This window comes from Streptomyces sp. NPDC098781 (genome assembly GCF_044759995.1).
In the GTDB taxonomy this organism is placed as follows: Bacteria; Actinomycetota; Actinomycetes; order Streptomycetales; family Streptomycetaceae; genus Streptomyces.
The window spans coordinates 181590-193976 of record NZ_JBIWAK010000013.1 but is presented as its reverse complement, the minus strand read 5'-3'; the positions used below and the strand labels follow the sequence as shown (position 1 = coordinate 193976).

The following is a 12387-nucleotide window of genomic DNA, read 5'->3' as shown; positions in this document are numbered from 1 at the left end:
CTGTCAGGCGGTGGGGTCGCTGCTGGGGGCGCCGCTGCCTTCGTAGGAGCCGATGTCCTCGATGAGTTCGGCGATCTCGGGGTGGTCGGTGAAGCGGTCGGTGTGGACCTTGGCGATCTTGGCGCCGATCTCGGGGTCCTCGTCGTCGGTGAGGTCCTGGGAGATCATGTTCTTGACCAGGGGCAGGCCGACCGCGTCGATCTTGCGGTGGAGCGGGGCGTACATGTAGGTGCGGTAGGCGTCGATGTCCTTGAGCAGGTAGACGGCGCCGTACTCGAACTCGCCGCCGAAGTCGCGGCCGACGGCCCACTGCTCGACGACGTCGAGCTCGCGGCCGAGCTGACGCAGCAGCTCCAGCGCGTAATCGACCTGGTCCTTGGGGGCGTCGGGCTTCATGGCGATGCGGATCTGGTGGTAGATCATGACATCTCTCCCTTGGTGCAGTGGCTGGCGTCAGTGAGCAGTGACGACGCCGACCGCTCGGCAGGTGGTGAACGGAGGGGTTCGGGCGCCTCTGGCCATAGACTGGACGCACGGACTGTCCAGTCGCCAGATCAGTCTCCTGCCCAAGACTGTCCACTTCTGCTCACGGCTGTCCAAGACCGTCCAGTCAGCCGTCCGGCTTGCCGTAGAGTTCGATCTCCCACAACATGTCGCACACTCGTTCGAGGCCGGTGCGTAGATGGCGGCGGTAGGTGCCGAAAGGAAGCCCGAGCCGGCGGGCGGCCACTTCCTGTGTGGGCGCACCTTCCAGATATGTGGCCACGACAACATCGTACGCCTTGACGCCTCTGGATTCCGTACCCAGCTTGTCGATGACCTCCTGGATCACAGCGCGCAGCGCATCGGCGGCCGGATCGTCGGCGCCCGCCACCAGACGCGATTCGAGCAGCGACGTCGCCTCGAACATCCGAGGGTTCCGCCAGTTCTGCAGGGCCTCCCGGACCGCAGCGTTGAAAGTTTCACGTGTCGGCGTGGGCGCTCTGTTGGGGTCCTGGAAGTCGCCGGGCTGTCCTGGAGTCGGGCCGGAGGGAACCACGGTCGCACTCGTCACATGGTCCAGCCATGTCTCGAACGGCACCTGGCGCCAGTCGTTGGCGAACAGGGTGTATGACCGGTCGCCGACCCGCACCTCCTCGTCCACCTCGGTCATGATCGCCGCCAGCCGTCCCCGCCATGTCTCGGCGTCGTGGTAGACGAGGATGCCGTGGGCCCGGCCCCGGCTCTCACCCCGATAGGCCTCCGCGAGCGATCTCCAGTGATCGAGATTGAGGACCGGAGAGGGTGCTTGATAGGCCTCCGGATAGATGGCGAAACGAGTCAAGGCGATGTGTTCCCCGGGCCGGACGGGCGCGCTGCGCTCCACGAAGCTCCAGGCCGTGGCCACGACGGGATCGGTGGCGACGTCCTCCTCATCGGGCGGTGCCGGCAGCACGATGCGGGCCGAGAACGCGACGGTCCGCCCGGTGTCCATGAGCCGGTAGACGCTGAAGGCCTTGGGCTGCCGCTTGATCCAATAGCGGACGAGCTCGGCCGACTTCTCACCCTCCGCCTCGGCTGCGAGCTGGAGCAGTGTGTCGACGTCCTCTGGGCGCAACGGGTCGTCGTGCACCTGCCCGCGACGGGACCAGGTGTAGATGTCCGCGAGTGCTTTCACGTCGCGGAAGAGGAAGAAGATCTGTCCGAGCGCGAACAGCACCTGCTCGTCGGGAGCGCCGCGCAGCAGGCGCAGGTACTCGTCACGCAGTCGGCGCTGCATCGTGACGAAGGCGTTCGGGGCGCGCCAGCGCAGGTCCGCGGCGAGTGCCTCGCGCGCGGCGTCATGCGGATAGACGCCCTGCGCCGCCGTCTCCATGAACGGCAGACCACACAGCCAGTCGAACAGCGCGTGTGCATCCTCGTCCGGCAGTACGGCCTGCAGGAGTTCCTCGCTGGTGCTGTGTGCCTGAGCGGCGACCTCAAGGGCGCGACGGTGAGACGCCGAGGTCACTTCGCCGACCAGCCCCGCCAGCAGGGTCCGGACAACCTCTGCCGATGGTTTCCACGTCGCGGCGGCGCCGGGCCGCACCGACGTCACCGCCGCGGCCAGGGAGAGCGCGAGAGGGTACCCGCCCGCGAATTGGATGACAGGCCCGTGCCGAACGGAATCCACACCGCTCGCGATCAGCAGGTCCCGCGACTGCTCGGTAGTGAGCGGCCCGAGTTCCAGCACCCGCAGCATCCCGACCCATCCGGGATCGACGGCCCACTCCGCCGCCGGTGCTTTCCGGCCACTGACCACGACGAGCGCCCCATCGGAGATCCTGGGCAGGAATCGGTCACGCAGCCACGCCTCCAGCCACTGGCACTGCTCGAAGGTGTCGACGAGCAGAACGCTCCCGGAATCGCTGAGCAAGGACCCCGCCGCCTTCTCGAAGTCCGCGGGGTTTCTGCCGACGAATCGCCCGTCGAGCTCCACGAGCGTGCGGCCCGCCTGTCGTGCCTGCTGGGCCCACTGCCGAAGCAGGTACGACTTCCCAATACCACCGGGTCCGTAGACGTATATGACCGAGGGCGAGCCCGGATCGCCTCGTAGCGCTGAGGAAAACCCCGCCAGCTCCGCATCGCGGCCGACAAACGCCCGAGCACGCGCTTCCTGCAACCGTTGCCCCAACGAGCGCGCCCCGGAGGCCGCCACGTGCTCCTGACGCGCATCCATCACAGTCTCCCACCGGCGGCGCGGCACCCGGGCACAGCCTCGTGACGAGACAGGCTGCACAGAAGACGGCGGGGGATACGGTCATTGATCGGAGGAGTCAGATCCATGTGTGTTCTCCCGCCTTTGTGACGCCACAGATGGCCCAATGTATGCGATGCCGTTGGCCGAATTTAATGCCTCTCTGGGCTCTGGAGGGCTGAAGGGCAGGTACTCGCGCCGAGGAATCGCCCACACCAACACGCCTTGGCACCCCGCACTACGGCACGTGCGAACGCCCCCCGCACCTTGCTCGAAGAAACGTTCCACCGCAAGCCCCGCAGTTCAGGCGGCGAACGGCGGTCCAAGCCTGTCAAGGTGGCCTTGACAAACCCTGGTTACGGCGGGCCTGGTTGGACAAGTGCGTGCGCCGCAGGATGACGGCTGGGTCGAACGCCCCGGCAAGCGGAAGGCATGTCATCCATGAAGCGCACAACCCATTCTGGCCAACCACGCTGCGCTTACCGGGAACTCCCGCGAAACAGACCCGACTCGCCCTTCGGCAGCACATCATCACGGCCCATCAGACCAGCGTCTTCGTCAAAACAAACCCGGCGTTCAGGGCCGGAGCGGTCTGTCACCCGTCACTCGGGCCAATAGACACCGTCACTGCCTTCGGCCGCGTCCGCGAAGTCGGCGAAGTCCATGTTCGCAAGGAGGAGGTTGGCTTCCACGGTGGACAGGTGCGGGGCAGCGACGCGAAAGGTCCGGGACGGTTCCTCGTCGAGGTCCAGCAGGAGTACGGGGTGCTCCGGGCAGGTCATCGACTCACGGTCCAGCAGGATCACATACCCATGGTCACCGTCGTTGCGCCCCGAGGAGACGATCTCCGCGGCTGTCAGGTCGTGGTACACGGGATCCTCCAGGATGTGCAGGAAGGACCCCGGTTCCTCATCGTCGTTCACCGCCACGAGAGCAAGGCGCAGCTTGTTCCAGGTCGCCTGGTCCGAGAAGTCCGTACGGATAGCCAGGCTTCTCGCAGTCGGGGGCAGCAGGATGACCCGCTCGCTGGTGGACGGCGTGACAGTCGCTGGCGACTGGTCGGCGACCGAGGTGGGTTCAACCCCGGCACCGCTCTGGTTCCCAGCGGCAGCATGGTGACTGCCGCCCTCGCTGTCGTCCGGTCGTTCTTGCTCGTTGGTCATTCGGTGCCGGCTCCATTCCCGCGCAGGACGTTCTACCCACCGGTGCTACGAGCGGGCGTGCCTCTGGGTTCGAGCCGAGACCAAAGACGCGGTGCCGCAACCGACTTCCACGCCGAGATAGGTCCAGAACTTGACGTCGGTCCGTGGGCGGTCGAGTGCCAGTGACCCCAGCCTGACTGCGGCTGCGCCCAACCACGTCACTCCTACGGCGACTTCGGCCGCGGTTTCCCGGCTGACGAGTGCCCAGCCGCCCAGTGCCGCGTATGTACCGCCCAAGCCTGCCCGTGTCTCCGCAATGCCGCGCGCACTCCCAGCGATCAGGTCGAGTTTGGAGCCGACGCTCCTTGGCACCACGACCCCTGCCACGCCCGACAACATCAGTGCCGCACTGCTCAATCGCCCAAGAATCACCAGGCAATACTACTGTTGCCTGCGCCGCGTCCAGGACACTGATCCACGTCGCGCACCGAGGCGAATTTCTTGCGACGCCCACAGACGCAGCGGACCGACGGTACCGGGCCCAACGGCAAGCGGACCCACAAGGGTTCGACAAGCGAGTCTCTCTAACCTGACCCCGAGTCTCGCCTGGTGCATACGGAGCCGATGGAGAAGCCGCACGCCTCAGCTACTCACAGGTGACCAGCACGCCCGCAATCTACACATTGTGGATCTCGCGGTGGTGGCGTGGCCGCGATCTCGGACGCACCGGCAGCGGTCAGTTCCTTGGCCGGCATTCACCCGACACCCTTAGGCATCGCCATGCGAACTTATGTCAGTTCTTCGGCCCGCACTGTGCAGCACACAGAAGGCGGTGGCCTCGCCGACACAGTATTCTCCAACGCTCTTTCGCAACCTGATTTCATTCAACTGACTCGAAAGATCGACGGCGCATGGCACGACGTCACTTCGTCCCAGTTCCGCGATGACGTCGTCGCCGTCGCCAAGGGGCTGATCGCCTCGGGAATCAGCTTCGGCGACTGTGTCGGCATCATGGCGGCCAATAGTTACGAGTGGACACTCTTCGACTACGCCATGTGGACGATCGGGGTGATCTCGGTACCTATTTACCCGACGGCATCTCCGGATCAGGTGGCCACCATCCTTTCCGATACCGGCGCCGTTGCCTGCATCGTGGAAAACGAGGATCATGTCATGACCGTGGGTTCGGTGATGCACAAGCTTCCTCGGCTCAGCGCTCTCTGGGAACTCGAAACTGGAGCGGTGAATTTTCTGATGGAGGCCGGACTGTACATCTCCGACGAGACTGTCGAGCGGCAGCGCCGGGCTGTCGGACCGCAGGCGACGGCGAGCATCGTGTACACCTCGGGGACCACCGGCAAGCCCAAGGGATGTGTACTCACCCATGGGAATCTCGCAGCCCAGGCGGACAGCATGCTCGAACTCGCCTGGGACATCATCCACGATCTGCGAAGAGGCGCCGAGCCGTCAACGCTGCTCTTCCTGCCGCTGTCGCATGTCTTCGGCCGTACGGTGCAAGTGTGCGCCGTCCGTGGCTCGGTTCGCCTGGGCCACAACACCACTATGACCGCGGCGGGCCTCATGTCCGATCTAGCATCTTTCCGGCCGACCTTCCTCCTCGCCGTCCCCCACATCTACGAGCGGGTTCTGAAGGTGGCGGAGCGCAAGGCCGAAACAGCGGGGCGTTCAGCGCTGTTCGACCGGGCCGTCGCGGTGGCCGTCGCCTATGCCGAGGCGATCGAGCGACGCAAGTTCAAGAACGGCACGGGACCGAGCACTCTGCTGCGACTGCGGCGTGCCCTTTACGACCGTCTCGTCTATCGGAAGATTCGTGAGGCCTTCGGCGGGAGCGTGAAGAATGTCATCTCCGGTGGTTCGACTTTCAAGCGAGAAGTCGGCCTCTTCTTCTACGGCGCAGGGATCAAGATCCATGAAGGATATGGTTTGACGGAGTCCTGCGCCGGAGCCTTCTGCAATCCGCATGACAAGATAAAGTTCGGCACGGTGGGGAGGCCTGTTCCGGGCATTCAGGTGCACATCGCCGAGGACGGCGAAATCATGCTGCGGGGGGAACAGGTCTTCCGTCGGTATCTCAACGATGAGAGCGCTTCGCAACAGGTCCTCAAGGGCGACTGGCTGGCCACCGGCGACCTGGGTTTCGTCGATGCCGACGGATATCTTGCCATCACGGGCCGCAAGAAGGACATCATTGTGACCAGCGGCGGAAAGAGCGTGTCACCACAACCACTCGAACAATGGGTACGGGACCACCCATTCATTGATCAGTGCGTTGCCGTGGGTGACGATCTCCCCTATGTGTCGGCGCTGATCACTCTGGACCAGGAGGCAATGATGCACTGGTTGTCGCTGCACGGCAGGGGCGGGCAGACACCGGAGGACGCACTCATGGCCTCCAACGCTATGAAGGAAGTCCAGCGAGCCGTGTCATCGGCAAACTCTCATGTCTCCCGAGCCGAGTCGATCCGCAAGTTCTATATCATCCCCAGACCCTTCACCCAGGAGGAAGGCCTACTCACCCCGACTCTGAAGGTGAGGCGAAAGGAAGTCATGCGCCGATACGCGTCAGAGATCAGACGGATGTACGTGAACTGAACTCGAGTTCGTCGCGTGGATGACCGGAGCATAGGTGCACCGCGCGCCACGCAACGGGCGGCCGGTGTTACTCGACGGCGTCCACCTGGAGGGTAGCGGGATCGCTTCCCGTCCCGCGCAAGGTGATGTCGAAGAGAATGTCGCCGCCCGGGCGGTAGGTGCGCCGCTCGCCGGGGGGCAGGAGGCGTTCCTCACTCACCTTGCGGACCCCTTGCCGAGGCCCGCTGATCGAGGCCACGTACACCGCAGACCTTCCTGTGTTGCGGATCGTCAGCGCCCGTGTCAGCGGGCAGTCGGGAACATGCGCCGCCGTCGGACAGGCGTAGCGCAGGTCTCCGAAGCCGTACGAGCCGCAGGAGATGTCGAACTCCGGTGCCAGCTTGGTCCGGCAGGTCCGCCCCACTTCGACGGCGTCATCACTGCCCTTCGCGGGGGTCACGACGGCCAGAGCCACCACACACACGGCGGCTGTCGCCCCCCACACGGGCAGATACCGGCGGTCCTGCGAGGCCACGATTGCGCACCACACCTTTCCTGTGAACCTTTACCGCCTACTGCGATCAACGGGCGATCAGACGCGAAGGTTCACCAGGACCGTGTGCTTCGAAAGGCTTTGGAGACACGAAAAGCCGGGTGCGAGAATCCAGCTGTCTCGCACCCGGCCTCGGTGTTCGTCCCCGCGCGTCCCGACTAGACGATGGGGGTGCTGTACCGCTCGATCCGCGGTGCTTCGTTCGTTCCCACAGCCTTGATCCGCATCCACCGGTCAGTGGTGTACGTGAAGATCGGGCCGACCGTCGTGTCCGACGGCATCTTGCGGACGTTGACCCTGAGGCTTGTGCCCGTGGTGACACCTATCGTGGTGCAGTGACCGGGAGTGACCGTCACGGAGTTGAAGTGAAGGCCGCCGAACTTGGGGTCCGTGTACCGCGCAGTCAGCCGCACGTCGTAGTTGCCGGCGGCGCAAAGCTCAAGCCCGGTCTGGGCCGGCAAGGACGGGAAGGCCGGCGTGGCGGCGGCCGGCGACGCCGTCGCCCCGACCATCCCAACAGCCGCGAGGATCGTCGCAGCACTCGCAGCAAGCCACGTACGTCGCTTGGGTTCCATGAAATTTCGCAACTTCCTTGACCCTTCTGGAACGTTCACGCGCGTCCCCACCCTCACAGGGGTCATGCGCTCTTCGCTCGCCCCAACGTGGGATGTCGCTGCGCGGTTCACCCCAGGAAGGCTTCTCGGCATCCGGACCGGTCAGGGCCACGGGCATCAGCTGACGAAACAACAGGGTCAGGGATCGCCTCCCGTCGCCGTTGGCCGGCACCTTTGGCATGGGACGGAGACCCTCTGCAATGGAATAGAACTTCTGTCTAGAATTGGTATCGCGTATGGGCGCCGACGCCCCGGCAAACGGGAGTTAGCAGTCGAACTGCTGCCCCTCGCCCGCCTCTGTGATTTGAGCAGCCGGCCCCACCGACTGGGCGGGCTGCAGCACGCCCCTTCCGATGCGCCCGTCACCCAACTCGGCGACGTGCTCACCGCACAGGCACCCGGCCGAGGTCTTCCGAGGACGTCGCCGTCTTCGACAGCTCCAGCATCGGCCTTCAGGACCTGTACCTGGGTCTCGCCCTCCGCGACAGACTGGACACCAGCCCATGACTACTGACCGCACCGTCGGCCACCCGACCACCCCCGCTGCAGCGAGCTTCGGCAGGCTCACCCTTGCTGCCCCGGACACGCCCTTCGCAGTCTTGGACGCAGCCAAGGCACAGCGCAACATCGCCCGGTTGGCCGCTCGCGTCGACGAACTCGGCGTCTCGCTGCGGCCGCACCTGAAGACCGCCAAGTCCCTGGAGGTCGCGTCTCTGGTCCACGGAGGTGCCCCCGGTCCGATCACCGTGTCCACACTGGCCGAGGCCGAGGCATTCGCCGACGGCGGGTACACCGACATCCTCTACGCGGTCGGCATCGACCCGCACAAGCTGCCCCGGATCACCGCCCTGCTGCGGCAAGGAATCAAAGTGACCGTGTTGCTGGACAGCATCGAGCAGGCCCGGGTCGTCCGCGACGCCTCCGTTGCCGCCAGGTTCGCCATCCCCACCCTGATCTAGGTCGACTGCGACGGTCACCGAGGCGGCGTAACCGTCGAGGAACCGTCGAGGACCCCTCATTCGTCCACATCGGCCGGACCCTCGCCGAAGCCAGCAGCCTTGCCGGTGTACTGGTCCACGCCGGCGAGTCCTACTTCACCCCGAGCCTGGATGCCCAGCGAAAAGCTGCGGAGCACGAGCGCGACGTCGCCGTCACCGCCGCGCAGCGGCTACACGACGCTGGCCTCACTGTGGCCACCGTCAGCGTGGGATCCAGCCCCACCGCCCACGCGGCAACTGATCTGACCGGCGTCACCGAGGTCCGCGCCGGAAACTACGTCTTCCTCGACCTGGTCATGGCCGGCCTCGGCGTGAGCCAATTCCAGGACCTGGCCCTGTCCGTCGTGGTCACCGTCATCGGACACCGTCCCGAGTACGGTTGGCTCATGACGGACGGCGGCTGGATGGCCATGTCCCGTGACCGCAGCACAGCCGACCAGACCGTTGACCAGGGGTACGGACTGGTCACCGACCTCAACGGAACTCTGATCCGCAACTTGATCATGAGCGCCGCCAGCCAGGAACACGGCACTTTGATCACGCGGGACGGTCCACGTCATCCATCACACCGCGGACAACGACACCTCCAACGGTGATTGGGCGCCTGCTTCCAGCCAGGCCGCTGCAGTCATCGATGCTCAGTGGCATCGGGCCGCCGGATGGTGAGACCAGCATGCCTGCGTACCTGACACCCACTCAGCCACCGTGCGAGGCAAGAGATAGCGCGCCTTCGCGCCTCGCCTGACGGGGGATCTCCTCCCGACGCCGGTGACCTCGAGCACCGTTCGGTTGGCCACAACACACTGAGCCGCCATGGGTACGCTGAGACCACCTTGCCCGTGCTAAGCCTGGAGTTCACGCATGGCCGTGTGCACGGACCGCTGAACTCGGGCGCTGCGGTCGCCTGGACGGACCGCTGGTGTGGTCCTCATGCACTCACCTCAGCGGGCGGTCACGCTGCGCTCGGGGCGAGCCACGGGATGCGTTCGTATGTGGACTCCAGCGCCCGGCCGACGTTCAGGATCGTGTTCTCGCCCAGCGGGCGGCCGATGAGCTGCATACCGATGGGCAGACCGGCCGAGTCCAGACCGACGGGCAGGGACAGCGAGGGAACGCCGACGATGTTGGCCGGTGCCGACAGCCTGACGTAGCTGTCCGAAACGGTCTCGACGGTCCCGTCGGCCCACTGCACGGTTTCCTGGTCCTTGCGTGCCGCCGTCATGGGCACTGTCGGCGCGGCGATGACATCGACGCCGTCGAACAGGTGCGCCCAGGCGCGCTGCATGAGGGTTCGTGAGCGCTGGGCCCGCAGGTAGTCGCTGGCCAGAACGAGCTCTCCCGCCTCCAGCAGTACCCGGACATCCGGTGCGTACAGTTCGGGGGACTGACGGAGGGTGTCCTCGTGGTAGGCGGTCGCTTCGGGGACCATGAGTCCCCACTGAGTGGCCTGGATGTACTCGGTCATGGGGATGTGAACATCCACGAGTTCGGCGCCGAGGGCGCTCAGGTGGGCGATGGCCTGACGGACCGCGTCCTCAACGTCGGCGACGACCCGCTCGAAGTAGTAGTTGCGGGGAATCCCGATACGCAGCCCGCGAAGGTCCGTGCCGGTGTGGCGCGGGTCGTCCGTGGGCAGGCCGTGCAGGGAGGAGGGGTCGTTCGGGTCGTGTCCGACTAGGGCGGAGAGAACGAGCCCCGCATCCTCGACGCTTCGGGTGATGGGGCCCACGTGGTCCAGAGACCATGACAGCGAGGTCACTCCGTGCCGGGAGACGAGGCCGTATGTCGGCTTCAGTCCGATGACTCCGTTGAGCGCCGAAGGAACGCGGATGGAACCACCGGTGTCCGTGCCCAGCGTGAAGGTCGCCGCACCTGCGGCGACGGCGACCGCCGAACCTCCGCTCGACCCGCCGGCCACCCGGTCCCGGGCCCAGGCGTTGGTGGTCTGAGGCGTGGTGAGACCGTAGGCGAATTCATGGGTGTGGGTCTTGCCGAGCAGAACGGCTCCGGCGTCCTCGAGCCGCGCGGCCACCGTGCTGTCCCGCAGGGCCACATGGTGTTCCCTGACCCGGGAGCTGGCCGTGGTGGGCAGTCCGGCCGCGTCGATGAGGTCCTTGAGTCCCATCGGGATCCCGTGCAGCGGGCCCAGGTGACGGCCGGCGGCAATGTCACGTTCCGCCTGGGCGGCGGTGTGGCGTGCGGTCTCCGCGAAGACGGACACGTACGCCGCGAGCCGGTGGTCTGCGGCGTCGATTTGGTCGAGGACGGAGTCGGTCAGTTCTACGGGTGAGAGCTTCTTGGCGGCGATCGCGTCGGCCGCGGCGGCGAGGGTCAGTTCGTACGGCTGCATCGGTCTACTCCTGTTACGCGGTCTGCGGGCGGGTCTCGGTCGGCGCGGGGCGGTACGTGGCAGCCGGTGGGGTCTCTTCGAAGTTCAGTTCACGCAGGGTCGCGATCACGGACTGAATGTGATTGGCGGCGCCGGTCACCGCGTCGAGGCGGTCGGCCCCCAGGGGCAAACCGGCCCTCAGCGCCCAGCGGGCGGCTTCCTGGGGAGTGAGATCTGCTGTGGTCATGCGTGAGAGTCCTGTCGTGCGAAGCCAAGGGGAGGCCGCGATCAGCCGCGCCCCTTAAAGCTGATTGTTTGCTTTAGAGCATCGTAAGGGATACGCTACCTAAAAGCAAAGAAACTGCTTTAGCCGTTGGAGTGAGCCGCGGACCTCGCCGCCCGGGAGCCCACAGCCCGGTACCCGACCAGGTCCGCACCCTCCGCACTACCCACGCACACAGCTCCGAAGGAGGATTCCGATGCCCGTCTCCCAACCCTCGACCGGCTCGACCGCCGCCACGCCCTCCTGGACCGTGGGCGACCTTGTCGTACACCGCATCGACGAGGTGAAACTCCCGCCGCAAACCGGAGCCTGGCTGCTCCCCGCCGCCACGCCCGACGTGGTCGGTCAGGTGCCCTGGCTGACGCCCTCCTTCGCCGACGACGAGGGCACCCTGCACCTGGCCAGCCACAGCTTCGCCCTGAAGGTGAACGGGCTGCGTGCGTTGATCGACACCGGCATCGGCAACGGCAAGACCCGCGCGAACCCGGCCTGGCACAACCTCGACACCGACTATCTGCAACGCCTCATCGACGCTGGCTTCGCACCCGAAACCGTCGACCTCGTCATTCTGACGCATCTGCACACCGATCACGTGGGCTGGAACACCCGCGAGGTGAACGGCGAGTGGGTGCCCACCTTCACGAACGCGCGCTACATCACGTCCACGACCGAGTGGGACTACTGGGCTGGCGTGGACCTGGAAGAGCCGCGACGCCAGATGTTCCGCGACTCGATCTATCCGATCCGGGACGCCGGGCTGCTCAGCCTCGTCGAGGTGCCGAGGTCGACTGCTGCGGGAGGCAGTGGAATCGAGGTGGCGCCCGGAATCCGGTTGTTCGCCACGCCCGGACACACTCCGGGGCACGTCGCCGTCGAGCTGGCCGACGCAGGCGAGTCGGCGGTCATCACGGGTGATCTCATCCACCACCCCGTGCAGCTGCCGCATCCGCACATCACAAGCCGCGTGGACATCGACGCGCCCCTGGCGGCCGCCACCCGCAGGGACCTAATGAGTGCACTCGTCGGCAGTGACGTTCTGGTCCTGGGCAGCCACTTTCCGCCGCCGACAGCGGGCCGGATCGCCTTCACCGAGCACGACTACCGCCTCGTGCCGACGCCGAGTTCCGACGTCACCGCCTGAGCAGCCGGCGACGTACCCG

General features: G+C 66.0%; 11 protein-coding genes. 4 read left to right on the top strand and 7 right to left on the bottom strand.

Annotated features, from left to right (window positions below):
• Positions 1-3 precede the first annotated feature (3 nt).
• The 3 genes from ACIQWG_RS38385 to ACIQWG_RS38375 form a co-directional block, all read right to left on the bottom strand.
• Complete coding sequence (locus tag ACIQWG_RS38385; RefSeq protein ID WP_404104975.1) at positions 4-423, bottom strand: Dabb family protein; 420 nt, start codon at positions 421-423, stop codon at positions 4-6.
• Between the two features lie 187 nt (positions 424-610).
• Complete coding sequence (locus ACIQWG_RS38380) at positions 611-2698, bottom strand: AAA family ATPase (RefSeq protein WP_404104972.1); 2088 nt, start codon at positions 2696-2698, stop codon at positions 611-613.
• A gap of 620 nt (positions 2699-3318) precedes the next feature.
• Positions 3319-3879 carry a DUF6924 domain-containing protein gene (locus ACIQWG_RS38375; protein WP_404104970.1) on the bottom strand — a complete coding sequence of 187 codons (561 nt, stop codon included), beginning with the start codon at positions 3877-3879 and terminating at the stop codon, positions 3319-3321.
• A gap of 759 nt (positions 3880-4638) precedes the next feature.
• Here ACIQWG_RS38375 and ACIQWG_RS38370 point away from each other — a divergent pair.
• Positions 4639-6471, top strand: coding sequence for an AMP-dependent synthetase/ligase (locus tag ACIQWG_RS38370; protein ID WP_404104997.1), 1833 nt, complete (start codon positions 4639-4641; stop codon positions 6469-6471).
• A 67-nt stretch (positions 6472-6538) separates the two neighbouring features.
• Here the strand turns inward: ACIQWG_RS38370 and ACIQWG_RS38365 are convergent, their stop codons facing one another.
• Both ACIQWG_RS38365 and ACIQWG_RS38360 read right to left on the bottom strand, forming a co-directional pair.
• Positions 6539-6985 carry a hypothetical protein gene (locus ACIQWG_RS38365; RefSeq protein WP_404104967.1) on the bottom strand — a complete coding sequence of 149 codons (447 nt, stop codon included), beginning with the start codon at positions 6983-6985 and terminating at the stop codon, positions 6539-6541.
• A 176-nt stretch (positions 6986-7161) separates the two neighbouring features.
• Positions 7162-7578: a hypothetical protein gene (locus ACIQWG_RS38360; RefSeq protein WP_404104964.1), complete on the bottom strand. Its 417-nt coding sequence runs from the start codon at positions 7576-7578 to the stop codon at positions 7162-7164.
• A gap of 638 nt (positions 7579-8216) precedes the next feature.
• Here ACIQWG_RS38360 and ACIQWG_RS38355 point away from each other — a divergent pair.
• Positions 8217-8576 (top strand): hypothetical protein, encoded by a 360-nt coding sequence (locus ACIQWG_RS38355; protein WP_404104961.1) that lies wholly within the window; start codon positions 8217-8219, stop codon positions 8574-8576.
• A 245-nt stretch (positions 8577-8821) separates the two neighbouring features.
• Positions 8822-9211, top strand: coding sequence for a hypothetical protein (locus tag ACIQWG_RS38350; protein ID WP_404104959.1), 390 nt, complete (start codon positions 8822-8824; stop codon positions 9209-9211).
• Between the two features lie 356 nt (positions 9212-9567).
• Here ACIQWG_RS38350 and ACIQWG_RS38345 read toward each other — a convergent pair whose 3' ends face one another.
• Both ACIQWG_RS38345 and ACIQWG_RS38340 read right to left on the bottom strand, forming a co-directional pair.
• On the bottom strand, positions 9568-10965 hold the full coding sequence (locus tag ACIQWG_RS38345) for an amidase (RefSeq protein ID WP_404104956.1): 1398 nt from the start codon (positions 10963-10965) through the stop codon (positions 9568-9570).
• Positions 10966-10978: 13 nt separating this feature from the next.
• Positions 10979-11191, bottom strand: coding sequence for a hypothetical protein (locus tag ACIQWG_RS38340; RefSeq protein WP_404104953.1), 213 nt, complete (start codon positions 11189-11191; stop codon positions 10979-10981).
• A gap of 232 nt (positions 11192-11423) precedes the next feature.
• Here ACIQWG_RS38340 and ACIQWG_RS38335 point away from each other — a divergent pair, with 232 nt between their 5' ends.
• Positions 11424-12368, top strand: a complete 945-nt coding sequence (locus ACIQWG_RS38335) for an MBL fold metallo-hydrolase (protein WP_404104950.1) — start codon at positions 11424-11426, stop codon at positions 12366-12368.
• Positions 12369-12387 lie beyond the last annotated feature (19 nt).

What these genes read in the sequence shown, in the direction of transcription:
- ACIQWG_RS38385 (WP_404104975.1), bottom strand. Translation starts at nt 423, where the DNA reads ATGATCTACCACCAGATCCGCATCGCCATGAAGCCCGACGCCCCCAAG.
- ACIQWG_RS38380 (WP_404104972.1), bottom strand. Translation starts at nt 2,698, where the DNA reads ATGGATGCGCGTCAGGAGCACGTGGCGGCCTCCGGGGCGCGCTCGTTG.
- ACIQWG_RS38375 (WP_404104970.1), bottom strand. Translation starts at nt 3,879, where the DNA reads ATGACCAACGAGCAAGAACGACCGGACGACAGCGAGGGCGGCAGTCAC.
- ACIQWG_RS38370 (WP_404104997.1), top strand. Translation starts at nt 4,639, where the DNA reads ATGCGAACTTATGTCAGTTCTTCGGCCCGCACTGTGCAGCACACAGAA.
- ACIQWG_RS38360 (WP_404104964.1), bottom strand. Translation starts at nt 7,578, where the DNA reads ATGGAACCCAAGCGACGTACGTGGCTTGCTGCGAGTGCTGCGACGATC.
- ACIQWG_RS38345 (WP_404104956.1), bottom strand. Translation starts at nt 10,965, where the DNA reads ATGCAGCCGTACGAACTGACCCTCGCCGCCGCGGCCGACGCGATCGCC.
- ACIQWG_RS38340 (WP_404104953.1), bottom strand. Translation starts at nt 11,191, where the DNA reads ATGACCACAGCAGATCTCACTCCCCAGGAAGCCGCCCGCTGGGCGCTG.
- ACIQWG_RS38335 (WP_404104950.1), top strand. Translation starts at nt 11,424, where the DNA reads ATGCCCGTCTCCCAACCCTCGACCGGCTCGACCGCCGCCACGCCCTCC.